Source organism: Klebsiella quasipneumoniae subsp. quasipneumoniae, assembly GCF_020525925.1.
In the GTDB taxonomy this organism is placed as follows: Bacteria; Pseudomonadota; Gammaproteobacteria; order Enterobacterales; family Enterobacteriaceae; genus Klebsiella; species Klebsiella quasipneumoniae.
Window position 1 is genome coordinate 3989680 of the sequence record NZ_CP084876.1, and the last position, 24045, is coordinate 4013724.

The window sequence follows — 24045 nt, forward strand, 5'->3', positions numbered from 1 at the left end:
TTCCCCCAGCAGCTTATCAGCGACCTGAAGTCATTCTTCAGGCGGAAAGACCAACATAACCAATGTGATGCAGCTTATTCATTGATGTCATCACTATAACGCTGACAAAAAGGATATTTTGCTGGCCTGCCCGGGGAAACAGGCCGTCTTTCCCCACCCCACCGCTGGATAGCGGCACAAATCGCCAAGGATAAAGGCGATCAGCGCTGTCAAAATTTACGCTGAGTAAAGAAAGGATGAAGAGGAGCTACCATGAATTTTGTGCTGTCGATGACCCTCATCTGCATCGCTATCGCCTGGCTGATGATGAGCCTGCTGCCGGTGTAAACGCAGCGCTAACCGCCACGCCAGTGGCCTGGATAACGCCTCATTCAATGGATTTCCGCCGTGGTCTTCGCCTCTGAAGTTTCAACAGAGTCATACAAGAGGTGCTGGTCGCATATCAGGCTGTTGCGGTTTCCCGGCGAGGGGTAAACTAAAGGCCCACTGTTAAGGAGGTGATATGTCTGGACTGATCAACCCACATGCGGCCCCGGAAGAAGCAGCCTATGCGCTGATAATTGAGCTCGTTCGCGCCCAGCGCGTGCCGCAATATGAAGGCGATATTTCCGGCCTGCTGGCGATGTACGACGAAGCCGTTAACCATTTTAAAGAGAAAGAGACCAAGCGTTAGGCGTGGGCGTCGTTGTGCGGGGAAAGGGTGACGCCTGCGGGAGACGCGCAGGCGTTGGCTGGATAACGGCTTGAGTTATCAGCTGCCGCGGTAGGTAGAGTATCCGTACTGACTGAGCAGCAGCGGGATATGCAGTTTTTGATTTTGCTTTGTGACATTGAAAATAACCGGAACCACCGGGAAGAACGTATTCATGTTTTGGCTTTTAAAATAGTCACCAGTTTTAAACGTCACTTTATACACCCCCGGCTCCATATTTTCCGCCTGCGGATAGAGCGATTTAATCCGCCCATCGGCATCCGTTTTGCCGGTGGCGATATGCTGCCAGCTCTCCCCTTGCTGCTTATCCAGCTCAATCTGCACCCCCGGCGAAGGGAGCCCGGTTTGCTGATTAAGAATGTGTACGCTGAGCGTGCCCTCTGGCGCCGCCAGCGCGCTGAAGCTGAGCAGGGAAATTACGGAGGCGATAACTAATTTCATAATCGTGACCTTTTGGGCAAGTGAAAGTGCCCTAACTATAGTCAGCGCGGCGGGGAAAAAAATTAAACTTTTTGTTATCAGATTGCGGTCATTAGGCAGGGAAAGGCGCAACTTGATATGCCCTGAAACAGGCTATAAACGGCCTTCTGCACAGGGAAAGTCGGCTAATGGGTGTGGTTTGTGAAGCCACTTTTTATCATGACGAGTAGGCATTTTCCGGACTGCGGGTTACGAACTTCTGGGACCTGCCGCTGATATTGATGCTGTTAGACGCTCGTTGTCAGAAGAGGAGTTGATTGTATATAGACTTTGGATAAATGTTTGACGAAGATGTACTCATAGCTTGTCACTGATGCGCTCAGTTTTACAAGGAATAACCCGATGCCATTACCCGATCGTCTGCAACCAGCCAAAGTAAACCGTCAGAAACTGAAACAGCTAGCGGACATGGCAGAAGAGATACTGGCGCAAATTGATAACGGGGTCAGGGAAGAAGATGCCGGGTTGAAAATGTTGATAAGTGACTGGAATAGCGAGGTTATTACCCCATATTCATTCTCAGATTTCCGGGACTTCTCTTCATGGACCAGTGCAAAAGACTTCACCCGGATGGCGTTTAATCAAGAAAAATACGTTGCAGATTTATCGTGGGATGAACTGATTCAGATCATCCAGTTCGTTTATCAGGCTGAAGGTAAGGAATCTGAACAAAGCTACGCGCTGGGACTGCTGGAAAAAAACTTTGATGCCAATCCATCCGACCTTATCTACTGGCCAGATGAATGGTTTCAGGATATAGACATGCTTCATGTCGATTTGACGCCTGAAGAAATCGCCGGATACCTGATGGCAAAATCTGGCCGGCGGCTAAGCGATGCGCCGCAAATCGACCTGAAGTACCCGATTCCTTCCACCGCTTAAGGAATATCAACGCACAGTTTGTAGACTTTGAGAGAAGGAAGTAACGGCAACGTTTGCATAATTAAGGAGATTGAGTGGACTTTGGCAGACGTTAAAAGAAGTGATGAGTATGGCCCCTATAGGATTCGATATAAAAATGCAATTTGTTGATTTTATATAACTAAATTTGTTTGTAAAATCCCCCCCCAAATGTACCCCAATAATTTTTTTCTATAGATGAGCATTGGGTGTTTTTTTGTTCAATTTTGTCCCCATAGCACAACCTCACTTGTCGGAAATATCCACCGACACAAAACGCCGCAAAATTTATGTGCGGAAAAATTTCTCTATATACATGCAAAATGTGTTGGTTCGGTTGGTTCAGTTGCCTCAAAACGTAAAGTCCATTGTTTTGTTTATACATTTTTTAAAAAAATGAACCAACACCCTCATGTTTTGAACCAACATTTAGCTGGTTGAACCAACACTCACTGGTCATAAGCAGTAAAATCACGCCGTCCAGTACCCAACCTTCAGTTCATGATTCTGGTAGTTCAGTCGATATAGGTTGTATAGCCAGCCAGATACATTCCGCTTATTTCTTAGATGCAGATCACGGTACCGCCTCAAAAGTGAGTGTTTTATGAGCAGTTAGAATATCAATTTGCCTTACCTATTACGGTCAAAAATAAAACAATCATGGAGTGCAAAGAATGGACAGTACGCAGAAAAGAAATATCAAAAAGGTTATGCAAGCTCTTCATATAACATCCAACGAGGATTTCGAGCTTGTAATGGACTATCTGGCATCAGAACTGCAACCAGAGCCAACAGAAAGCAGAGCTGAGAAGGAGGAAACGTTAAGATACACTGATTCTCGTAAGCCGCCTTCTGAGCGTGAAAAACATTTGTACAACATCAATGCGCTAGCTATTCACTATGAATTTATTTACAGCGTCTGGCGCCGGCAGCTCTATCCGTCCCTTAAAGCCATAGATTCGCCGCTAGCAAGCAAACTGTATGATCGGTTCACCGACGGTAGCGTCTTCCTTATGAATATAAAAAAAATGGCAGAGAAACAACTCCTTCCAGGTGAAGAAGCACGAATAGACTGACCTGATGGTAAGACTCGCTCTGCAAGTTTCGTCCACTCTACGTACACACTTCAATGCGGCCAGTGATGTGAGCGCTGTTGATAGAGGCACCTTGATACCGTTAATTTATCCGATGACCGGTATCAATCGGTGTATATACGGCCACTATATCTGTATAAACTGATATCAATGAATCAGCGGCCCTTTATGAGCAAATCCAATCTGGTAACATTTTGCGTTCCGACTGAATTACAGGACGCTTTTAATCAGGCTGTAGCGGAATCGGGCATCAAAAACGGTTGACATCCAGGAATAATCCGCTGCATTCCTGATTAACCATTTGCTAAAAATCCCCCCCTCCTAACAGATACGGTCGAATTAATTAATGATAAAGCTTTTGGCAGGAAAGAGTTGTTGCTGGTGGTTCCGTTATCGATGAGTACTATCGACCGCCTTGAGCACAAAAATCAGTTCCCAAAACGTTTCTATATTACCGACGGACGCTGCGCCTGGGATGGAGATGAAGTTGAAAAGTGGCTTGACGAAAGAAAGGCCGCAAGTACCGATAAACTTGGTGGAAAAAGCCTCTTGTTGAACAGCGAAATTATCGCCCGGTAAGTACGGCAACGTGATGTAACTGGCGCAGGAAAGCGCCTATCAACTCGAAAAGCGATAAATTGCTCGTCAACAATCCCTTAGTATGTTATGGGGATACTGTTGACAGTTAATTTCAAATTATTCTGGCGATTATAAACTCCCATATATTTTTGAACGGTTAACTGGTATATCTAAGTCATATTTTTTACATACTGATTTTACCAATTCAAAAAACCAGTTAGGTGCATAAGGCGATACTTTTATCTCCTGTATTAAATTTGTGATATCTAGTTTTATCTTTGTACCAAAATCAGCTCTCATTTCTTTAAACTTACAAAAAGAGTTATAACCAATAATTCTGACTTCTTGTTCATATGTATAAAAGTTCGATTTGTGCATGAAAGGAGCTAACTTGTGCTCAATTTTAAACGAATCAGTATCGTGCGATATGTATTCGACTTTAGCGATAATCATCTTATATCCGTCAGGCGGGATAAAACTTGATTTTATTTTTTCAAGATTGGTAACTATGCATACCGAACTTTCCGATTCACCATAAATTTTCCACATCGCCATGCTCTCATGCATGTTTGCATGCCAGCAGCTCACATCAATCCATTCTTTATATTGCTTGTTAATATCATCATAGCTAAATTCGTTATTAGGAAAGTCTCCAAAGACAGTACTATTAATTCTTTTTTCTATTACTTCAAATAATTGCTCTGTTTTCTTTTCATGTTCAACCCTTTCTTCTGGAGATAATTTTCTAACACTCGGAAATATATGATTCATTGCAACATCTAACATCATTGCACTACCATCATTCAAAAACCTGAATTCTAAACTTAAACCACCTTCATTCTTATCTTCAAAACCAGATGCTTTCGAAAGGAATATTTTATTTGTTTCAATCAGGTCCATGAATTTTGCAAAACTCATATATTTTTGAAGTGCGGTAACATCACTAAAATCGCCTACTATTTCCATAGTTCCCCCATTGAGATATAATAATAAACTAGCTCTGAATATCTTGTATAAAACTCCTCGCAATGGGCCTTTTGTTGGTACCCTTCGCCTTGCGGTTATATTCTTCGACAACTCTATTTGCTTTGTCTATCGCTTCCTGTTGGGACTCTTAGATCCTTTCATATCAGAGTTGAAGTCCTTGAGATACTTTTTTGCCTTCTCAGTATAATCAGTAACTTGGTGGCGACAGTTTCCCCAAGCATACTGATCATTTGAATAAGGTAGAATCGGCTCAATCTCATTGAACCAAGGATATGATATCTACCGGGGCGGTGTCAGTCCACTCATCATGCAAACGTGCCGGCATTGAAGACTTTCGATTTCACGACCTCCGACACACCTGGGCGAGCTGGCTGATTCAGTCCAATGTCCCGCTTTCTGTGCTTCAGGAAATGGGTGGTTGGGAAAGCATCGAAATGGTCCGTCGATATGCTCACCTGGCACCTAACCATTTAACTGAGCACGCACGTCAAATTGACTCGATTTTTGCCGAAGATGTCCCAAATATGTCCCACAAGGAAAATTCAGTGGCTGGAGGAATTTGATAAGTGCTTGATTATTAATGGCACCCCTACAGGATTCAATATAAACAATCAACAATATGATTTAATTGAATTAATTGTGTTTATCACATTACACATACCCCCAAATGTACCCCCATAAAATTTTCTATAGATGAAAATTGGACATTTTTCGGGCTTTGTTGAATAAATCGAACTTTTGCTGAGTTGAAGGATCAGATCACGCATCTTCCCGACAACGCAGACCGTTCCGTGGCAAAGCAAAAGTTCAAAATCACCAACTGGCCCACCTACAATAAAGCCCTCATCAACCGTGGCTCCATAACTTTCTGGCTGGATGATGAAGCTATTCAGGCCTGGTATGAGTCGGCAACGCCTTCATCACGGGGAAGACCTCAGCGCTATTCTGATCTCGCCATCACCACCGTTCTGGTCATTAAACGCGTGTTCAGGTTGACCCTGCGGGCTGCACAGGGTTTTATTGATTCCATTTTTACACTGATGAATGTTCCGTTGCGCTTCCCGGATTACACCAGTGTCAGCAAGCGCGCAAAGTCGGTTAATGTCAGTTTCAAAACGTTCACCCGGGGTGAAATCGCGCATCTGGTGATTGATTCCACCGGGCTGAAGGTCTTTGGTGAAGGCGAATGGAAAGTCAAAAAACACGGCAAAGAACGCCGTCGTATATGGCGAAAGTTGCATCTGGCAGTTGACAGCAAAACACATGAAATCATCTGTGCAGACCTGTCGCTGAACAATGTGACGGACTCAGAAGCCTTCCCGGGTCTTATCCGGCAGACTCACAGAAAAATCAGGGCAGCATCGGCAGACGGCGCTTACGACACCCGGCTCTGTCACGATGAACTGCGGCGTAAGAAAATCAGCGCGCTTATCCCGCCCCGAAAAGGCGCGGGTTACTGGCCCGGTGAATATGCAGACCGTAACCGTGCTGTTGCGAATCAGCGGCTGACCGGGAGTAATGCGCGGTGGAAATGGACAACAGATTATAACCGTCGCTCGATAGCGGAAACGGCGATGTACCGGGTAAAACAGCTGTTCGGAGGTTCACTGACACTGCGTGACTACGATGGTCAGGTTGCAGAGGCTATGGCCCTGGTACGAGCGCTGAACAAAATGACGAAAGCAGGTATGCCTGAAAGCGTGCGTATTGCCTGAAAACATAACCCGCTACGGGGGAGACTTACCCGAAATCTGATTTATTCAACAAAGCCCCAGAACACGTCAAACCTGCCTATCTATAGGCAGAACACACCATTTCTGCCATACATAGCCAGAACACACCGTTTCTGCCTATAAATAAAATATGGGCATTTTCATGGGGCAGTATGATTCTACATGTAATGTTCAAACTGCTACGCAGCAACGGTGACCAGCATGAACAGAACGACGAGGACAACGCCCATCACCCTGCACCTTGTAAAGAATGCCACTCCTGCAGAGAGACCAATTAACGCCAGGGTGACTGGCCAGATAGCAATTGCCGTCAAGTAGGCCGCTATCAGGTAATCCTTTGTCAAACCTTATATCTCTTTTTCTTTCAGGGCTTTTGTAACTACCGAACACATAACAGGCTAATTAGCAAAACATAATCAGAGCCCTGTGATAACAGGGCTCGCATTTTTCTGGTTATTCAAAGAGAGCTTTTTTTCGCTGCTTCAACCTCAGTTTCACAAACATCATAGTTATTGAAATTATACTGAAGGAAGATATATCCTTTATCAGAACTGTTTGCTCTAGCTTCGATCGATACGGAAGTTAATTTACTTTTTAGTGGAGCCTCTGCAGTTCCTTTCCACTCAGCTGACAAATATCTTTCATGCTTATACAATCCCATCATCCAGTCTCTGGGGTCTTTCCATATTGAACCAGCCAGAAGGAAGTCATTTTCCTTGGCCTTTCCATAGATAGAAGATAGTGACTCCATGAGATCTTTAAATCTTGACTTGATAGTAAAGCCATAACTATCTGTATCAATATCTTTCCCAAGAGCTCTTATTTGGCATAGCCCTACTGTTGGAGATATCAACAGCCCATACGCCTCAAAGCCAGCATTCATTTTGGGTAAAGAGTTAGCCGTATAAAGATTGACATTATTCGCCATTGGCTCAAGCTCTTCACCAATCATGTCTTCAATATTTTTCTTAGACAAACCGGCCTCTAAACCGAATGGTCCTTCACCTGGTGGAAGTAACGGCGTTCTGGTGGAATGGGGTTCTGCTTTGTCTGCTTGTTTTTCTGTGATTGCTTCGTTTGCTTGCTCATTAGGTACTTTCACTTCAGCTAACCCATACGTTGCCGAAAGGTATCTCTGTTGAAGCATCGCCCTTGTTTGCTCCTGCGTCGCAATAGCAGATAGTTTCAGTGCCTGTAGCAGACCACCACTGTACTGACTTGCATCTTTCTTAGCATCGGCAATCTGTGTATCAAGAGTTTCAATTTCAGTTTTTAATGCCGCCGCTGCTTCAGGATTTGGTTTAACACCGCTAACAGATATCTCAATCTTAGCCCCCGACTCAATCGCGTTAATACGCTGCTCCAAAAGGGCTTTATTAGTCCCTAAGACTTCAAGTCTGGCTGTTATAAGATTTCTAATTAATCCCCCAGTATACTGCCCCTGCTGTGATTTAGCCTCGACAATTTCTTGTTCAGCCTTAGCCAGTTCGCTACGGAGACTTGCAACTTCCTGCTTCTGCTCCGGGGTTAAATCCTTTGGCCCACACCCAGCCAAGAGGCTAGTGGCAATAACGCATGCTAAAAGTGTCTTTTTCATATCCCTAATCTCATTATGTCAGCTCGGATTTATCCTAACATCAATCGAAGCAGCAAAAAATCACCACCAATTCCTGTAGTAGGTAGAAGCGAATGGATCACCGTGTCGATGTAGCACGGAGTTAACACGTATCCCTGATAAATACACAGGTATCGCCCCTCCTGATTTCCATCTAATATTGAGCTATATCATCTGCATACCCTGTACGCATAGCTCTGACAGTTCTTCTGCGCCAGTCTGTGAAGAGGTGTCATACCCCGACACTGCAGGTCGCATGAAGGATGCTGGATCTGTTTATTGAGTATCGGCTTCAAATGCCCGTGATTGCTGGGTTTCTTGTAATGCGTTTTCTCAGTGGGTACACCCTTGTGTACACGGTATTTTGAGGTGCTGCCTTTGGCTGCTCATTTTATGCTCTCATGCTTGCTGTTCTGGCCTCTTATCTTTTGCGCCTTATTGTATGATACCTCTATCCCACAATAAGGAATCAGCCAGCCATGAGAATGACCAGCCGCAAAAAAGAGATACTCAGCTACTTTGAGCCGGATAACCTCGAATGGGTGACGGGTGAGATTGGTGCGCCGCCGTTCGATGTGTCGGGCGTGGCCTACCTTCTTCATGGCATGGCGTCGTTCGATAAGCGCCACCAGCTAGAATCAACCCGGCGAACTCTTGAAAGTATGGTTGCTGGTGGGTTGCTTGAGCGGGTGACAGTGTACGAATCCCGGCAGATAAAAAGCGGCGGTGAGACTAGCGCAACGGTCGTGCGCTACGGTTTACCCGGACAGTGTGCCGTTGTGCGCGATAATGGCGGCGCTGATAAAGCGATTGATGGGGAATGCTGGCGGGTCAGTTAAGAGCCTGCAATCTGTCGTTAATGCTGTTCAGGTCGTAAACCCGGCGTTCAATATCCAGCATAAGGAAATTGCGTATCTCGGCCTGTTCAGGATTATCAGATTCTCTGGCCTGTAAGAGCAATTCATTGTAACCATGCAATCCCCCCGAATTTTCCGCCGGGGTAGTCCCCCTCCCACGCAAACAGCTAACAGGCTGGATGCTGGTATCATGTGTTTGCTTCTCCAGCACAATAAGGCAATCCCACCAGTCGCCAAAGTCATACGTGTAAACCAGCTTGTCACCCTCATTCTGGATCGCCGCCCATAGTGGCGTGATTGCCGCATTATCCATGCTTTCACCCTCACCCCATACGCGATACTCGCTACCTAGATCACCTTTACGGCCTTTCTCGAACATATACAGATGTTCGTCATTCCAGCCAAAAGCCAACTGGATCACCGCGTGAAGTTCACTAAAGGGGATTTGCTCTGGAACCAGCACACGCCGCCATATTGGTGGTTTGCTGTCTCGGATGGTTATCTTTAGCTGGTACATGCAAATCCTGAATAAATGCGAATCGGAAGGATAACGATACTGACGCACTCACAATTCTGTAAAGGTGAATAAAGGTAATTTGCTTAATAAGCATAAGTTACATGCGGAATAATCCCGTATCTACCTGCGCGGCGCTGGCTTCTTCCACTGGTAGGCTTGTGCGCTCAACCTGCGGCGGTGGCGCTCTTTATCGTGCCGTGATCATGGGGTAAGCGTTAGGGCAATCTTAGCGTGCTCATGGGGTAGCCTTTTTCGATGCCCGTTCAAATGACCGAATTGACGCCTCCACTTTGCGTATCACCCGAGCAAACCCTTTAGCGTCCCTCGGTTCTTTCAGCCGCCAGTAAGCTGATTCAGTCTTTAGCAGTCGAGAGCGCTTTTTCTCGAAGGTATCCCATCTCATGCCGGCAGGCTTCGGAAACTTGAGCGGGCTATTTAGCAGGCTGCCCGCGGGTGGGTAATCATCCCCCCATATATCATGCCTCTGCTTCCACACACTGCGCCGTAAGCGAGCGATCTCATCTTCACTCTGGCTGGCATAGTGAAGGCTCCAGCATTTACGACACCCTACATCCTTCCGGCCAATAAATAATTTCGCAACCCGGCCACCACAATGCGGGCAAATGTACCATCGCCGATAGCCAAAACCTACCCGGGTGATCGTGATGCCAATAACCCGCGTTACCCCGTTGATTGTCGCGCTGTATCCACCAGAGGCCAGAGAGAAGCACACCATTCCGCTCTCGGTATCACAAAAAATGTGTGTTTTCGGGCTCGAATCCACCAGCCTGCTTTGCAGATTTGCCAGAAACTGGAGGTTAATTCGTGGTAGCGCAGAGGTGTAAACCCGCGTCTGCTCTCTCATTGGCTCAGATCTCCGCTAAAAAAATCCCCAAATGAATACGAAATTATATGAATTCTGCACAATTGGTTACTGCGAATACGGCCTAATAATCGTCGCTAGAACCTTAACAATTGTTAACTACTCATGGGGTAAGTAACTGATGCGCAAGTATCAGTTCCGTTTTTCCGATATCAGCGTTTTGACAGCTCGCGAACGATAGCGGCAACCATCTGCGGCTTCGCATCCTCGATACCTTTCTGCAGAAACTCTTTCTTTGCCGTCGAACGCCTGAACGTCTGCGGTATAGCCGGATCCTGAACATAAATTGCATAATTTGCGGAGTAACCGATACGGCCGGTTATTCTCGTTCCTCTGGCTACAACTTCCCGATACTGTGAATTTATCAGGGTACTGGTATCAATCGGAGTATAGAGGGCGGCGACCAACGAACCTTCTTGCAATGCTGCCTGAACAGCGCGGTATGCCCGGCGCCCGGCTATATCTTTCACCAGCGCATTGATGTTGCGGCGAATGTTGTTCATTCCCCTGCCTTTGATACCCATTTATCACCCCTTATCTCTGTCTGGTACGCACTGAAAAAACCTTCATTTTGCTGCGTACCGTGCTGCGTACTGCGAACCTAAAAACTTTGACGGCTCAAGTCTCATTGTTGTTCTTAGCCCGCTACTGGCGCGGGTTTAAGAATGCCCGCGTTTTAAATCCGTCCAGTACAGTCCAATATTTTAAAGCCGTTTTCGGTGCGAACCTCAATGCGAACCAGCGCCTTGGCTGGTGGCCTGCCGCTTTCTCTCCAGCCAGCGGCGGAATCCCTCTAACTGCCGGGCCTTACCCTCTGGTGTCTTTGCGCCGGTGCTCATGCCTCCGTGTAACTTACAGCGGCCAGAAGCATACAGGGCTGTCATTTTGCAGGGTGTCCCTTTCCTCGTCGTCGCTCCGCACGTCATATCCCTACAGGCTTCCGGGAGAGGTGTTCCGCCGCCGATATCGTCAGCCCACGCACGGTATAGTTTTCGCTTTTCGTCGTTAGTCACGGGATCGCCTTTCGATGTCAACTTTTGTCACCCTCTCATGGAGTAGGTTGTTTACTGGCTGCGTTCACGCGAAAAAAAGTTCTTATTTCCGACGGGTGAAAATGCTCTTAAACTGGCAGTCCTGTAAAGCATGGGGGGAGAGGGTTTACCTCCCCCCTTAGACCACATTAAAAGGCTCCCCTTGCCTGCCGTCTAAGCCCGTGCGCATCTGCGATCGCTGTGGACATTGGGCCGCCTGTATCCACGTCATTGAGAAATCCAGTAACTGTTACCACGTCACCTTGCTGGAAAGCGTCAGCGCCAGTGATGTTGTGCTGGCTGCCAGTGGTCTGATCTATCAGTTGGATATTTACCTGTATCGACCGTTTAGAGCTATCTCCCGATTGACTGAATGATGCTGATGAAGCAGGTAGATATTCCTTACCTGTAGACGCCTTCTGGATCGTCGGAGAACTGCCGGTAACATCCTTATTGCTGAACACTCGGCCTCGGTCACCAGGAATCATAATTAACCCGTTCTTGGTCTGCAGGAGTTCAGGCATATTCCCTTCGCCAACCTGGTACGCGCCACCAGCACCTACCGTTCCGCCATTTTTTCGTTTGCCGGCCAGAGCGGCACCGATGGCGAACGCTGCTACCATGCCGGCTATACCGGCGATAGCTGCGCCACCGAATGTAGCGATAGAGGCTGCGGCTGCGGCAGGAGCCCACGCGGCAGCGGTTTGCGCACCGGCCTGTTGTGATGAGTTAGATGTCATCTTATCGGCTATCATCGCCATCGCAGCATTTTTCAGGTATTGAATGCCAACTTCAACCAGAGCCTGAATGACGCTATTAAGAATGGCGTTACCCAGATTCTTGAAAGCCTCTGTGGCGCTTTGCGTACCGTTGATTAATCCCGTCATCGAACTGGCGGCCTGGCTGGCAAAACCATCAACTGCCGCCGCCATAAGTTCGTTAGTTGTGCTTTGGTTGCGGAATATCTCCCATTGAGCCTCAATTCGCTGTTTTTCATAGGTATTGTTTGCAGCGTTCCTGAGAGCTAAGGCTTCCTGTTCAGTGATTGTCTTTTGCTGTTCAAACTGCTGAATAAGCGCAAGTTCCTGAGCATGCTGGTTAGCGAGGCGCTGTACTGGATCTACCTCGCCGGCTGCCTGTTGCTGTGGCGTAACGACCTGCTGCGCACGAATTTTGGCTAGGTTGACCTGGTGCTGCTGTTCCATCAACTCCGATTGCTGGTTATAGGTCTTCTGATCAATCATCTGGCCATCGAGCTGGCGTTTAAGTTGATCTCTGCCGTCAGAATAGGCTTTATTTTCCTTCCTGAGCGGGTCATTGCTGATCGCATCATTAAGGTCTTTCTGTCGCTGCTGAGCGTCAAATAACTGCCCGGCCAACTCACGCACTCTTTCCTTCTGTGCATCGGTAGCCTTAGCTCCGAGAGCGGCCACGGCATTAAACTGTGCGGCCTCTCTGGTGTTCTCGTCATAGCGCATTGTCAAAACGGCAATCTGCCGCTGCAGGTTGTCTATTGAGTCATCGCCGCGGGCAAAGGCATTCTTCGGCGTTTTATCCTGTTTTTTTCTGGCGTCGGCAATTTGCTTATCCAGAACAGCAGCAGCTTCAGCATATTTCTTATCATCGATTAGCCCTTTGGCCTTGTCTTTGCTTAGCTGTTCACGCTGCTGGGTGAGCTTATCAACTACTGTTTGACCAGATTTAATGATCGAATTGGCGTTGTTCTCTGCAGTTTTCTTTTCGAGATTGGTGATATAGGCTGGCTTAGATCCGTCTACAGAACCCGATGCCGCCTTGCCAACATCGGAATAAAGGGATTTTGCTCGTTCTAGCGCCGCTATTTGACCTTTGATAGCATCTATTTGTGTTTTAGTGCCTGCGTCAGTGTAGATAGAAGCTTTGGAAACGGTATTGTAAGCCGCTTCAGTTACAGCTAATTTTTTATTCAGCGAATCCAACTGCGCATCTATCGCAACAATAGGATCTACATTTCCGGTGGCTACGGAGATTGAAAGAGCAGTTTGGTCGAGAAGTTTTGCCAAATAGCGCGACGTCCCAATAGCATCATCAATTTTGGAGATAGCTACCCCGAACTGAGTAATCAAAGCATTTGTTGCCTGCGATACAGTGCGCGGCATAGTCTCAAACTGCTGGTTGATTTCATCGGACCGCTTTTCGATTGCCGCAAGCACTTCACCAATATCTAACTTGCCGGCCAGCATCAATTGTCGAAGCTCGTTAAACGGAATTCCCATGCCGTCGGCAATCTGTCGAGCCAACTCAGGCATTTGTTCCAGTACCGAGTTAAACTCTTCCGCCTGAATTCTTCCTGACGCTACCGATTGCATAAATTGCCTGAGAGCGTTAGCCATTTCCTGAGCCGATGAGCCACCGATAGTGCCAATCTTTTGCAGCGTCATCACGAGCCGGTTAACATCGCTGTTAGTAGCACCTACGGTTTTCAGTGTGGCGGTGAGTTGCTGCCAGAGGTTGACGGTATCCCCAAGGCTGGCCCCGGTTGTCGAAGCAATACTCACAAGCTGCTGAAAGCTCCGCGCCCCTTCCTCTGAACTAGAGGATAAACGCGTTACTCGCGCCTGAAGTAGCGTGAATTCCTCAGAAAGCTGCTGGAGCTTTATCAGCGCCTGAATTGATATGTATCCTTTCACGGCCACAGCAAGGCGCGAAAACCCTCCACCCAAGTTATCCAGGCTTTTATCTAGCTTGTCAGCAGAGTTAGCTGTCTTTTTGACTGAGTTTTCAATTTGCTTTAAAGCTGTATCTGCACTCGCCTGACCAGCCAGCAGTTTGGCCGCATCGGCTTCAATCTCAATGGTGTATTTGCCAAAATCAGTTGTCATGAGCGCCTCAGTGTAGGGTTCTTACTTTGTTTTTTTTCAGAGCGTTGGTGTTCAGAAGATTTATGACTAATCGACCATGTTCGGTAAGGCGATATTCAGGGCCATCAAATGATATAAAATTCATTAACATGCGATAGGCTTCTCGTTCAAATGTCGCGCCATATTGATCTTTAGCGGCATATATTGTGTTATCGACAAGCCCCGCGGCGAGCAGGTGTTTTTCAACGTTGCCACTTACACCGCCAATGCTAATAATGTTGGAGCCAGTTTCCCGGCGCAGATCGCGAATATAGGTTTCGGCAATAACTTCAGCCAATCTCTGTAGTTGCTCCATCACCCACCCCGCTTAACGGATTCAAGGCCCTTAGCGACCAATGCGCGGGCAATAGCGTTTACCGTTGGTGCTACACCAATCGGAGAACGCTTGCGCTCCTCTTCCTGAATTTCACGAATGGACTGAAGATGCTCCCGGCAAAGTGCTACCGTGATTTGTGATCGGTTCATCTGCTTACCCCTGATATTTATACAGTCAATTTATATTGTAGTTTATGCAACATAAATGGCAAGCATTGCGTTTTATGAAACATAAAGGTACAAAAAAACCCGCCGGAGCGGGCTTGCCTTGAGATTACTTGCAGGGGTTAGTCGTATTTGCACTATTCGTGCTTGTTGGAAGATCATCTACTGTCTTCCCTTCAACTACGTACACAACACCGGAAGAGAAAAAACCCTTTGATTTCATCGTTAGCGCGATGACAAAAGGCGAGTACCCTGAATATGCCCCAAAGCTGTTCTTTGAGTTCACCTCACCACAGACAAGCATTGCGATAGATCCATCGTCCTTTTCACCAACTTTTTTTGACACAACATCTCTAAATTGGGTAGATGATGGATCTTTCATGTCGTGCGATATCTCGCTTTTAGCCAACTCTATGGCTTTCTCTTCTGTAGGCTTACATGCCGTGAGAAATAAAAGTGATGAAATTAATACCATAATAATTTTCATTGATGCCACCCTTGCTTGACGATGTCGATTTATAAATCTTTGCCACAAAATCGGCACAATATTGCTTCTTTTTTTATTGTTTCGGCGCAATACGGACATTTTTTAGTATCGTCTACTGAACCGCCACCAGCAGAATCCGCGCCAAACACCTGTGGTTCAAGCTTAACCACTCCGGGGTTTGTGAAAGACCAGACAAGCGCGGCTATCCAACCCAAGAAGCTCCAGCCCAGGACAATATTTAGCACCCATATTGCCGTAGCGTTTTTATGCTCCCTTGAACTGGCTATAACGCCGGGAAGAACATAAATGATAATAGCGAATATCAAAACAATGATGTTCCATACTGACATCAACTTATCCCCAAAAGTAAATAAAGTATTATCGTAACATCGAAGAAGATTAATCCAATACATTCACCTTCATCGGCTTGTTTTTAACCTGAACGCTTGCCCATTGGGCTGAGCTATTCCCATGCGGTGCCGGGTCTCCTTCGCGGCTTTGTGAAGGCCGCCGAAATCTTCCGCGCGGGCTGGAGGGCGGCGCACCTTCTGGAGACATTCATCCATGCGCCGCCGCACCCAATCCCGGGCCTCATCTTCGGCACAATGATTCATCACCTCCATCCAGCGGGTAGCGGCCCGGCGATACAGCCCTTTAGCTTCAAGTGCTTCTGCCTTGCTGTCGTTTACCATGTTGCGATCCCCCTCAGAGCGGTATGCTGTCATCAAATGGTGGTGTCTGGTCGTAGTCCTCATAGCCCGGCGGGGCCGGTTGCTGCTGCGCACGCCGTAGCGCGTCTGTTGCTTGCCCCTGCTGCCCCTGTCTGCCTCCGGGGCGGGCTGTTCTGGCGCTGATCACACTGTCGGCCAGTACCTGGTAACCCTGCTGGGTACCGCCATCCTGGCCCGTCCACTGATTGATCTGCATATTGCCCGCCACGCTGACGAGATCGCCTTTCTGGTGCTTGGCCAGCGCATCGGCCTGCTTCCCAAAGGCAATGACGCCCAGCCAGAAGGTAGCCTGCCCGTCCGCTGCGGCATTGCACGGCAGCGATACCGCCAGCCGGGCCATAGCCATGCTCGTACCTTTTCCCGTTGTCCGGGTCTCAGGGTCGGCCACCAGCCGCCCGTATGCTGAAATTTGTGCTGCCATGCTCACCTCTCTCTCGGCCAGTCTCTGTTTTTTTCTGATAATAAACAGAAATAGTGTTGGTTCAGTTGGTTCAGTTGGTTCACTGCCCGCCAGCCCGCGCCGTTACTGGGTTTTCCTGAACCAACTTCAGCAATTTTGCGTTGGTTCAGCGGGGCATTCTGTTGGTTCACCGCCTGCCAGGGAAAAAACTCTACGCGCCGGCGTTGGTTCAAAACAGGCATTTGTTGGTTCAGTGTTGGTTCAGATTCATAATTAAAATGCTTATAAAACAGTAACCTTTAATTACTGAACCAACTGAACCAACTGAACCAACACTTTTTACTCGTATGTGAGAAATACTATTCCTCTGGCTGGTTGTAGTCCTCCGGCAGGTAGTTGAGGACGTAAACGTTGATCTGCCTCCCCTGGATACGTGGAGACTTGCGCTGATATCCGCGTCCGCTGCTCGGCGGCGTCAGCATTCCCGCTCTTTTCAGTACTTCGGCAAACTGCTTGTGATTAAAGCCCGCGGCGATTTCCTTCTCGAACGTTGCCGGGAACGTATAGAACGATATCGGGCTCTCGTCGTGTTCCCCCTGGCGCCGCCGGTAGCCGGCTAGTTCTTTTATTGGCAGGTCGGCCGGGCTGTAAGGAAACGGTGCAAACCGGCTCAGGCCGTAGGCGTTAAGAAACGCCTCCGTTTGCTCGATGATCTGCTGATGCTCTTTGTTGCCGGTGCCGAACTCCCGCAGCCAGGCGTTATAGCTGTGCTGTACCGCATCCCGGCAGGTCTGTGCATCCCAGCCGGTGATGCCGGCGCTCAGCAGCAACGCCGCCTCCAGAATAGCGAACCTGGCGGCTACGCGATGTACCTGCTCGCCGTAGTCTGCAGGTATCAGGCTGCGCCAGCGGGCCTCACACTCCCGGACAGCTTCTGTAGCCTGCTGCTGGTGGTCGGCCAGCCACTTAATCCACAGCCGCCCAGCGGCGCCGTGGTGGTGCTGGTATGCCTCCTTCAGCGCATCCGCATGCTGCTTCCCGTTCCGGTGCTCGTGGAAGTGAACCGCCTTACTCAGCGGGATATTCAGCAGCCGCACCAGCTGCCCGGCTTTGGTCCTGCGGCCGGCGCCCGCGATGAAGGTTTCCAAATCCATCTCGCCGGTGCTGATTGCCACGGTCCGCCAGCGCTTTAAGTCCCGGTTGCCGCCCTCCTTCGCACCCTGCAGCTTCCCCACCCCGTTAAAAAGCGCATAGGCAGACTGCGACACGCTTACCGGGTCGGATCCCTGTCCGACCTCATCCAGCGGCATCAGGCCGTCATTGTGTGCGGCGGCTTCGTTCGCCAGCCCCAGCGCCGTGCCGTACCACGTCAGACGCAGTAAATCCGGGTTGCCATACAGGCTGCTGGCCACGTTCGCCGTGGTGGTCTTGCCCGCGCTCGACTGCTCATAGAAGTGGATCCCGAAGCCATCGGCGCCCGCCAGGCCAATCAGCGGCGCCGCCAGCGCTGCGGCGGTCGCAGTCATCATGGAGTAGTTACCGGCTACCAGGTGCGCCACGCTGCCGCGCCAGTCCTCAGCGGTGCCTTTGACGGTGTAGCCGGCCGCCGCCGAGCTGCGGCCGTTGAACAGCACCGGATGTTCCGGCGTTCCGATAACCTCGCCGTCCGGCATGATGTATGCCCCGCACTGCCAGCCCGTCGCGTGGGCAACGCGCCACAGCTCCCGCGCGCCGCTGCGCTGTAGCCAGTCGGCAAGGATCGCGCGCAGGCTGCTTTTGGTGGTGACGTTAATCCCGCCCGCCTTCAGGGTGCGCCAGCCTTCACGCTCGCCAATATCAGCCAGGGGGATTGCGGCCGTCGTGAGAGCGCTGACCCCGAATGCCTGCCAGCGGATAATCAGGTACTGGTCTTTATCATCCCGCCCGGTACCTACCACCTCCAGCGGAGAACATAACCACGCCTCCTGGTTGATAACCTCGCCGCTGTCCTTATCCACTTTCGGCGTAACCCAGAAAACGCCGTCTGCGCGGCTCTCAACGTGCGGCTTCAGCGGATCTTTCTCTGGCTGGCCGGATTTACCGCCCTCAATGGCCTGTAACTGCGGTTTCACGCTTTCCCCCTGCGGTTGATACATCGAATCGTTAAAGGCTGCTGTAGCGGCTTCCAGCCCGTTCTGTTGGTGGTAATCGTTCCAGTCGGTTTTGTTGTCGGTCGGGGGCAGCGATACCCAGCCAGCCACGGATAAGGCGGCTTTTTCTGCGGCGTCTTTGCCCGTATTGGTGCCCCCACTTTCGGGGCCTCCTTGCTGGTGGTCGTTATCAGCGGCGATGATGATTTGTGCCTGTGGGTACTTCCGGCGCATGACTTCGGCGACGGGCAGCAGGTTGCCCGCGTCGATTGCTGCTACTGTCAGCGCGTCTGTGCGAATTAAGTGACACGTTAGAGCGGTAGCCAGCCCCTCGGCAATCACGACGCTTTGAGGCCGTTCCAGCGCGTTTACGGCGTAATATGCCCCGCGCTTTGCCGATCCCTTAATGAGTCGCTTTTCTCCCTGCGGGGTGATGGTCTGCGCGGCTGTGACTGCGCCGGATTCATCCACCAGCTCCAGCAATAACGAACCATCGGGCATAAGCGGGTATTTAAACCCGGTCAGCCCTTTTGATTGCAGGTACTCAGATTCTCCCTGTATGGATCTCAGGCGCATTCCGGTATACAGACGGGCAAACGTAGCCCTTCGCTGATCTGCGTCCTCTGCTGCCTGTTTCTGGCGCTCCTGCTCACGCTGCTGGCGGTCTGCGGCTAACTGCCTCTGTCTCTGGCTGGCAGCGTCTGGTGCTGATTCTGCGGCCCGGTAATCAATACCCAGCACATCAGCGGCAAGCTGTGCCGCCTCCGTGGTGTCGCAGTTGTTCACCTTCTTAATCAGGTCTAAGCCATCGCCCGCGCCGCACTGGTTGCAGATAAAGCTGCCGCGCCCGTTGTCGTCGAATCTGAAACGGTCTTTCCCACCACATGCAGGGCAGGGGGCATGGCGGCGCGATGAATCAGGAACGTCGATAGACAATCCGGCCAGCACATAAGGCCATCGCCCTGCTGCGGCGCTGGTCACTTCGCGGATAAGGTCGATATTACGCATTCGTGTTACCTCCCTCAGTGCGCCGCTGGCATTTCAGGCAAGCCGTTTTCATTCAGATCGGCAATGAATCCATCGTGTAGCTCTGCCAGCGTTTCACGCCCGAACGGGGTCAATTCCCCGCGCTCCGTGTCGATCATGGCCTGATAAAAAACAATGGCGTTCGCTGTTCCCTGCTCAATGCCGTAGCGCTCAATCATTGCGCCCTCCATGTTGTTAGCCATCGCCAGACGTTCCGCGAACGGGTAAACCACAATCCCCGCCGTGCCATTTGAATAAAACGTCACCAGCGACGATTTGCCGTCATCCTCCGTGATGGTGGTTGTGCCGTTTTCGCGCTTCATCTCAGAAATGAACGTCGCAGCAATCAGCCAGCGCCACATAGTGACGTTATGCTGCGCGGTAAAGTCGAACCAGCCACGCGCCCCGCCATCAGCAACGGCAAAATGTATGGCGTATCCGATATCTGGCTTGTCGTCGTACTCTCCGGCGTCAAGGCCGTTCACGGCGCTCTCGTAGCTGATAAGAGCAACCAGCTCAAATCCCCCGGCATCATTGCGGGTCATGATATTGACGCCGTGCGGTGTGGCTTCGGCGCGTAATACGTCGTCATTTCCCGGTGTGAATTTCTCTACGTTGCTCATGCTTTGCCGTCCAGACTCAAATCCATATCAACTAACTCGCCTTCTACTGAATCCATCAGCTCGGGGATACCATCCAGAAGGGTAATGACTGCGCCAATAAGATGATCCGTGCCGCTATCTTTTTTAATCGGTGCTTCAAGCCAAAGAGAAAGAACTTGCTGCGCTTGCTTGATACGGCAGGCTGAATCAATCAGGGATAACTTGCTCATGCGCTGCCCTCCCGATACTCGCGCATCTTCGTTAGTTCATCAGCCAGGCGATTAACTTTGCGCTCGGTTCTAATGGTTGCGCATCTCAATTCGGTGATTAATGTCGCAAGTCTGGCACCATAAAGCGGATTGGCGGCACGTAATGGCCCGTCCAGATAAAGATTCCATAACTCAAGCAATTCACTGGCATAGCGCACCGCTGCCGTTGCGTCACCTGTCGGGATTGTTTCTGGTTCAATTACGGCGACTGTATTCATGCGCTGCCCTCCGCATCAATTCTGGCCATATCGACAATCGTCAGGACTTTACTCAGCCAGCAATACACGATTTCGGCCTGTTCATCGTTTAGTTGAGTGGCTAAATCAGTCATAACGTGAGCCAGCCCATTGCGGGCGCGGGTCATGCGTTCCGCGGTACGCTCTGCCAGCGTAAAATCTTCCGGATAAGGTTGCACACGGGATAGCATTGCCTCGGCCTCTTGCTCGGCAGGATGGCGGTATATAGCGTTTATATTCATTTGGCTGACCTCACCTTTGATTCCTTCCCGCAGTCAGAACGACATACACCCGCGTTCGCTGCGGTATCGTTCAGCGCCAGCACCACCTCACCAACCGTACCCAGCATTGCGCCTATTTTGCGCATGTCTCCCTTTGCGGTTTCCTCGGTGTAGTTGCCATTGTCCGTAGCCCAGAACATCAGGCTGCCAATGGCACTAATGCCGAGCATCAAATCACTCACGGCCTCGTCTTTGCGGTTCTGAATGCTTTCCAGCTCATCAGCGGTGACGCCTTTGCCGAACTCGTGGCGAACTAAATCGTTATACAGGCTCATGCAGCCACCTCCCGAACGCGGGTAATGCGCACATGGCTGAGACCTTCACGCTGCGCCTGAAGCACTGCGTGGGCCGTTGCTGTTTTGGTGTCGCTGGATGTGAGTTGATAGCCGATACCAACCGTTAAACCGCGCTTATTAACGGCGTAGCCGGTGATGCGGAAATAGTTACGCATGAGCCACCTCCAGACGGATGCGACCAGCGAAAAAGCAGACGTGATCCCGAACCAGAGAACGGCGGGCTTCACGCTCAGAAGGTGCGGCGATATGGTGAATTTTTGCGGTAATTGTCGGCATATCGCGGCGAACAGCGGCGATAATCCAGATAAATTGCGGAATTTGGGTGAGGGTAGTAGCCATGCGGCAGCCTCCATTCGATAGCGGGTAACGCTACCACCGGAAACGCCAATTTCACTGGTGGTAGCCCAAGCAGGGTTGGCGTAACCGGCTCGAATGGATACCGGCGCTTCCGAAGAAGCCCCTGCCTGAGCCACCATTGCTCTTGCGAGGCGCTGGATTATATCCCAACGCTCAAAAAAAGGGTGAGTCAGACTAACGGCACAAAAAAAGACGCTAGGCGCGTCATGTGTCGCCATTCGAATTACCAGGACGCCAATCCCGGCACCAGATTTTGCTGGTGCGCTATAACCATAGACCGGGATACCGTCAGTCCGCAAGCCCTTTTTGTCACGGTGCGGCAATTTATAGCTGGCGGTGTGATGGGCCCCGCATCCACCGCCGGCGCCGGACACGCTATCTTCCAGATAGTCAGTTTCCGAACGCTTACCCGCGCGTGTACTTGTCTCGAAACTCTGCCAGGCGTTTTGTACGCTACTATCAGTGGCCCGCAAAGTGACAGGTTTTGACAGGTTTCCACGGTGGCGCACCGCCTGCAGAGCGTTAACTTTTGCATACATCAGGCCAGCCAGAGAGAGGCTTTTACCCTGGGCGGCGGCAATCATTGCTTCACCTCCGTGTACTCCTTCATGAAGCGCTCAATGGGCTGTACGCATGGGAACTGGTAACCTTCGCGGTAGAATGTCACCCGGTTATGCGCTACAGTGGCCACGCTCACCATCTGGCCGTGAGCGTCGCGGTAGGAGTGATTTGGCAGCGGTGCGCTGGTGGGCTTATTCATTCGTTAGCCCCCAGACGTTTAGCCAGCCAACGCTGAGAGAGGCGGGTTAATTCCGCTTTACGCTGGGCGTACTCCATACCCATATCGATCAACGTGATGTTGGTGCTCTCCAGGTAGCTGAGGTGCTCCAGTTGGCCGACGCTCATGCTGTCGCGCGGTTCGCCGTCGATACCGTTCACCTGCGCCCACTGCTTGGCGGTCATGCCACCCAGCACAATGCGGGCGATCATGTTGCTTTCATTGCTGTAGTGGCGCTGCTGTGTCTGTTTGCCCTGTTCTGCGCGGGCGGCGTCTAGCGCTTCACACATTGGCTTGAAGTTGTTAGCCGCGCTGATACGGGCTTTTAGCTGGCGGCGATACTGAGCGGCGATTTCCGGCGCACTCAGCTGTAACGCCTCCTCGCACTGGATGAAGTACCTGCGCACAGCTCGCCCCTGCTCGTTACGCTCAACCATTGCCACTTCTTTAGCCATATCCAGCGAGAGAAGGTAATCATGCTCGATTTGCTGACGAAATTTTGCGCTCGCCCGTTTTGGTGAGCTCAATTTTTCAATACGAATGTAGTCAGTCCCGGCTGCAAATCCGTATTGGTCAATGCGGCCTTTAATCCAGTTGGTAAAGTCGCGGCCAACCCCCAGCGCCTTATGCAGAGCTCTGGCGCTCGCAATATTGGTTTCACGCCCGCCAATCTGACCGGAAATAACAGGGACAATAGCGGCAAAGTCGTTACCGTTAATTACGCTCTGGCTAACATTCGGTTGAGGGGTAGCCTCAGAATTGAATCTGCTTTTTTCGATTTTCATTTTGTCGGCTCCGTTATGCGGCGGTGAAATTGTCCGGGTAGAGATTCAGAATGTCGGAGATATCCTGCTTAGAAAGGCCGTAATAACCACCAGCGGCGGCGTTGTGGTTCACAAGATGAATAACCTTGAGAACATCACTGCGGCAGGTAAAGCGGTAGCGTAAATGTGCGCCGATACCATCCGGGTTCTTTTCGTCGATACGCTCTAGCTGAATATCAAGGCGGCGCTCAATTTCGCTAGCGTAGTTCCGTCCAGACGAGAGGCGGCAGTAGCGCAGAATATCGTTTTCTGTCCATCCCTCAACGCCGGTACGCAGCATATAAACGCGGGCGCGGTGCTTCTTTGGTGTACGCTTTGGTGCTTGTTCATGGTTGGTGATCGGCGTAATATCAGACATGCGTGTATCTGAGTTAGCCGCCTGTTGTATAGGGCGGTTTTTCTTTTTCATTACACTACCTCACCGCGAGATTCAGCGATACGCTGGTTCACCCAATCATCGATTTCACTTTCGACGAATGCGATTGCACGAGAACCAATTTTAACTGCCGCAGGAAATCGCTTCTCTTTAAGCAATTTATAGATCCACGCTTTGCTATAGCCAGTGCGGCGCTGTACTTCAGGGAGTCGAATTAGATTGTGAGACATGTTGACCTCGTAAAGTCTATAGTGGTTTACGAGATATATCGTGGCATATAAATGCCTATTTTTTTCACACCCTTATCCCTAATGGCAAGTAGTCATATTTTCACACTAAGGGTTAGGGTGTTTTGTCCAAGAGATGATGAAGAATCACCATGAGGGTTAAGAGTAAAAAGGTAATATTCGCCCTCAGGGTAAGCACAAAAAAGCCCTGATTGGGGTCAGGGCTGAGGGGTCAGGGCTGAGGGGTCAGTGTGATGG

Annotated in this window: 29 protein-coding genes and 2 pseudogenes; 7 read left to right on the forward strand and 24 right to left on the reverse strand. The window is 50.0% G+C overall.

Annotated elements, in window-relative coordinates; all coding sequences use genetic code 11:
* Nucleotides 1-37 precede the first annotated feature (37 nt).
* The gene (locus LGM20_RS19190) at nucleotides 38-178 is read right to left on the reverse strand and encodes a hypothetical protein (RefSeq protein ID WP_044521369.1); all 141 of its coding nucleotides are present in this window, start codon (nucleotides 176-178) and stop codon (nucleotides 38-40) included.
* Between the two features lie 324 nt (nucleotides 179-502).
* Between LGM20_RS19190 and LGM20_RS19195 the strand changes: the two genes are divergently transcribed.
* Nucleotides 503-673 (forward strand): hypothetical protein, encoded by a 171-nt coding sequence (locus LGM20_RS19195; protein ID WP_023288674.1) that lies wholly within the window; start codon nucleotides 503-505, stop codon nucleotides 671-673.
* Nucleotides 674-751: 78 nt separating this feature from the next.
* Here the strand turns inward: LGM20_RS19195 and uraH are convergent, their stop codons facing one another.
* Entirely contained in the window at nucleotides 752-1153 is a 402-nt protein-coding gene (gene uraH, locus LGM20_RS19200) for a hydroxyisourate hydrolase (protein WP_008805473.1), read from the reverse strand.
* 381 nt (nucleotides 1154-1534) lie between these two features.
* Between uraH and LGM20_RS19205 the strand changes: the two genes are divergently transcribed.
* The 3 genes and pseudogenes from LGM20_RS19205 (at nucleotide 1535) to LGM20_RS19215 (ending at nucleotide 3779) form a co-directional block, all read left to right on the forward strand.
* Entirely contained in the window at nucleotides 1535-2074 is a 540-nt protein-coding gene (locus LGM20_RS19205; RefSeq protein WP_044521366.1) for a hypothetical protein, read from the forward strand.
* A 692-nt stretch (nucleotides 2075-2766) separates the two neighbouring features.
* Nucleotides 2767-3168, forward strand: a complete 402-nt coding sequence (locus tag LGM20_RS19210) for a hypothetical protein (RefSeq protein WP_052542026.1) — start codon at nucleotides 2767-2769, stop codon at nucleotides 3166-3168.
* 414 nt (nucleotides 3169-3582) lie between these two features.
* Nucleotides 3583-3779 (forward strand): annotated as a pseudogene (locus tag LGM20_RS19215) (helix-turn-helix transcriptional regulator).
* A 115-nt stretch (nucleotides 3780-3894) separates the two neighbouring features.
* Here the strand turns inward: LGM20_RS19215 and LGM20_RS19220 are convergent.
* Nucleotides 3895-4731 (reverse strand): DUF2971 domain-containing protein, encoded by an 837-nt coding sequence (locus tag LGM20_RS19220; RefSeq protein ID WP_044521363.1) that lies wholly within the window; start codon nucleotides 4729-4731, stop codon nucleotides 3895-3897.
* A gap of 323 nt (nucleotides 4732-5054) precedes the next feature.
* On the opposite strand from LGM20_RS19220, the pseudogene LGM20_RS19225 reads away from it, so the two are divergent.
* Together LGM20_RS19225 and LGM20_RS19230 are read left to right on the forward strand one after the other, a co-directional pair.
* Nucleotides 5055-5315, forward strand: a pseudogene (locus tag LGM20_RS19225) (tyrosine-type recombinase/integrase); the annotation flags it as partial.
* Between the two features lie 183 nt (nucleotides 5316-5498).
* Entirely contained in the window at nucleotides 5499-6467 is a 969-nt protein-coding gene (locus tag LGM20_RS19230) for an IS5 family transposase (RefSeq protein ID WP_077255361.1), read from the forward strand.
* Nucleotides 6468-6942: 475 nt separating this feature from the next.
* On the opposite strand, the gene LGM20_RS19235 is transcribed toward LGM20_RS19230, so the two are convergent.
* Entirely contained in the window at nucleotides 6943-8082 is a 1140-nt protein-coding gene (locus tag LGM20_RS19235) for a hypothetical protein (protein ID WP_004202370.1), read from the reverse strand.
* 497 nt (nucleotides 8083-8579) lie between these two features.
* Here LGM20_RS19235 and LGM20_RS19240 point away from each other — a divergent pair, with 497 nt between their 5' ends.
* The gene (locus tag LGM20_RS19240; protein WP_004202368.1) at nucleotides 8580-8939 is read left to right on the forward strand and encodes a hypothetical protein; all 360 of its coding nucleotides are present in this window, start codon (nucleotides 8580-8582) and stop codon (nucleotides 8937-8939) included.
* Here LGM20_RS19240 and LGM20_RS19245 read toward each other — a convergent pair.
* The 20 genes from LGM20_RS19245 to LGM20_RS19340 form a co-directional block, all read right to left on the reverse strand.
* Nucleotides 8932-9474: a plasmid pRiA4b ORF-3 family protein gene (locus tag LGM20_RS19245; RefSeq protein WP_004202366.1), complete on the reverse strand. Its 543-nt coding sequence runs from the start codon at nucleotides 9472-9474 to the stop codon at nucleotides 8932-8934. The two genes, LGM20_RS19240 and LGM20_RS19245, sit on opposite strands and share 8 nt — an antisense overlap.
* A 1035-nt stretch (nucleotides 9475-10509) precedes the next feature.
* Nucleotides 10510-10881 carry a hypothetical protein gene (locus tag LGM20_RS19250; protein ID WP_044521356.1) on the reverse strand — a complete coding sequence of 124 codons (372 nt, stop codon included), beginning with the start codon at nucleotides 10879-10881 and terminating at the stop codon, nucleotides 10510-10512.
* 204 nt (nucleotides 10882-11085) lie between these two features.
* Entirely contained in the window at nucleotides 11086-11283 is a 198-nt protein-coding gene (locus tag LGM20_RS26575) for an HGGxSTG domain-containing protein (RefSeq protein ID WP_055314401.1), read from the reverse strand.
* A 254-nt stretch (nucleotides 11284-11537) separates the two neighbouring features.
* On the reverse strand, nucleotides 11538-14249 hold the full coding sequence (locus tag LGM20_RS19255; RefSeq protein ID WP_044521354.1) for a tape measure protein: 2712 nt from the start codon (nucleotides 14247-14249) through the stop codon (nucleotides 11538-11540).
* Nucleotides 14250-14256: 7 nt separating this feature from the next.
* Entirely contained in the window at nucleotides 14257-14583 is a 327-nt protein-coding gene (locus tag LGM20_RS19260; protein ID WP_004866264.1) for a hypothetical protein, read from the reverse strand.
* A gap of 294 nt (nucleotides 14584-14877) precedes the next feature.
* Nucleotides 14878-15255 (reverse strand): hypothetical protein, encoded by a 378-nt coding sequence (locus tag LGM20_RS19265; RefSeq protein WP_032724276.1) that lies wholly within the window; start codon nucleotides 15253-15255, stop codon nucleotides 14878-14880.
* 29 nt (nucleotides 15256-15284) lie between these two features.
* Entirely contained in the window at nucleotides 15285-15668 is a 384-nt protein-coding gene (locus LGM20_RS19270; RefSeq protein ID WP_032724277.1) for a superinfection immunity protein, read from the reverse strand.
* Nucleotides 15669-15674: 6 nt separating this feature from the next.
* Nucleotides 15675-15947 carry a PerC family transcriptional regulator gene (locus LGM20_RS19275; protein WP_044521350.1) on the reverse strand — a complete coding sequence of 91 codons (273 nt, stop codon included), beginning with the start codon at nucleotides 15945-15947 and terminating at the stop codon, nucleotides 15675-15677.
* Between the two features lie 13 nt (nucleotides 15948-15960).
* Nucleotides 15961-16407: a single-stranded DNA-binding protein gene (locus LGM20_RS19280; RefSeq protein ID WP_029602627.1), complete on the reverse strand. Its 447-nt coding sequence runs from the start codon at nucleotides 16405-16407 to the stop codon at nucleotides 15961-15963.
* Nucleotides 16408-16745: 338 nt separating this feature from the next.
* Nucleotides 16746-19523, reverse strand: a complete 2778-nt coding sequence (locus tag LGM20_RS19285) for a TOPRIM and DUF927 domain-containing protein (protein ID WP_044521344.1) — start codon at nucleotides 19521-19523, stop codon at nucleotides 16746-16748.
* 14 nt (nucleotides 19524-19537) lie between these two features.
* Nucleotides 19538-20164 carry a hypothetical protein gene (locus tag LGM20_RS19290; RefSeq protein WP_040216511.1) on the reverse strand — a complete coding sequence of 209 codons (627 nt, stop codon included), beginning with the start codon at nucleotides 20162-20164 and terminating at the stop codon, nucleotides 19538-19540.
* The gene (locus LGM20_RS19295) at nucleotides 20161-20373 is read right to left on the reverse strand and encodes a hypothetical protein (RefSeq protein WP_004866294.1); all 213 of its coding nucleotides are present in this window, start codon (nucleotides 20371-20373) and stop codon (nucleotides 20161-20163) included. The genes LGM20_RS19290 and LGM20_RS19295 overlap by 4 nt, the downstream gene beginning before the upstream one ends.
* Nucleotides 20370-20630 (reverse strand): hypothetical protein, encoded by a 261-nt coding sequence (locus LGM20_RS19300; RefSeq protein WP_029497050.1) that lies wholly within the window; start codon nucleotides 20628-20630, stop codon nucleotides 20370-20372. Before LGM20_RS19300 ends, LGM20_RS19295 begins: the two co-directional genes overlap by 4 nt.
* Complete coding sequence (locus LGM20_RS19305) at nucleotides 20627-20890, reverse strand: hypothetical protein (protein ID WP_044521337.1); 264 nt, start codon at nucleotides 20888-20890, stop codon at nucleotides 20627-20629. The genes LGM20_RS19300 and LGM20_RS19305 overlap by 4 nt, the downstream gene beginning before the upstream one ends.
* On the reverse strand, nucleotides 20887-21204 hold the full coding sequence (locus tag LGM20_RS19310) for a hypothetical protein (RefSeq protein WP_044521335.1): 318 nt from the start codon (nucleotides 21202-21204) through the stop codon (nucleotides 20887-20889). The genes LGM20_RS19305 and LGM20_RS19310 overlap by 4 nt, the downstream gene beginning before the upstream one ends.
* Complete coding sequence (locus tag LGM20_RS26715) at nucleotides 21201-22166, reverse strand: ash family protein (protein WP_044521334.1); 966 nt, start codon at nucleotides 22164-22166, stop codon at nucleotides 21201-21203. Before LGM20_RS26715 ends, LGM20_RS19310 begins: the two co-directional genes overlap by 4 nt.
* A complete protein-coding gene (locus LGM20_RS19325; RefSeq protein ID WP_044521333.1) occupies nucleotides 22163-22342 on the reverse strand; it encodes a DUF4222 domain-containing protein in 180 nt (59 codons plus the stop codon). Before LGM20_RS19325 ends, LGM20_RS26715 begins: the two co-directional genes overlap by 4 nt.
* The gene (locus LGM20_RS19330; RefSeq protein WP_044521332.1) at nucleotides 22339-23145 is read right to left on the reverse strand and encodes an antA/AntB antirepressor family protein; all 807 of its coding nucleotides are present in this window, start codon (nucleotides 23143-23145) and stop codon (nucleotides 22339-22341) included. Before LGM20_RS19330 ends, LGM20_RS19325 begins: the two co-directional genes overlap by 4 nt.
* A gap of 13 nt (nucleotides 23146-23158) precedes the next feature.
* Entirely contained in the window at nucleotides 23159-23593 is a 435-nt protein-coding gene (locus LGM20_RS19335; RefSeq protein ID WP_044521330.1) for a hypothetical protein, read from the reverse strand.
* Complete coding sequence (locus LGM20_RS19340; protein WP_072013402.1) at nucleotides 23593-23790, reverse strand: helix-turn-helix transcriptional regulator; 198 nt, start codon at nucleotides 23788-23790, stop codon at nucleotides 23593-23595. Before LGM20_RS19340 ends, LGM20_RS19335 begins: the two co-directional genes overlap by 1 nt.
* Nucleotides 23791-24045: the final 255 nt, after the last annotated feature.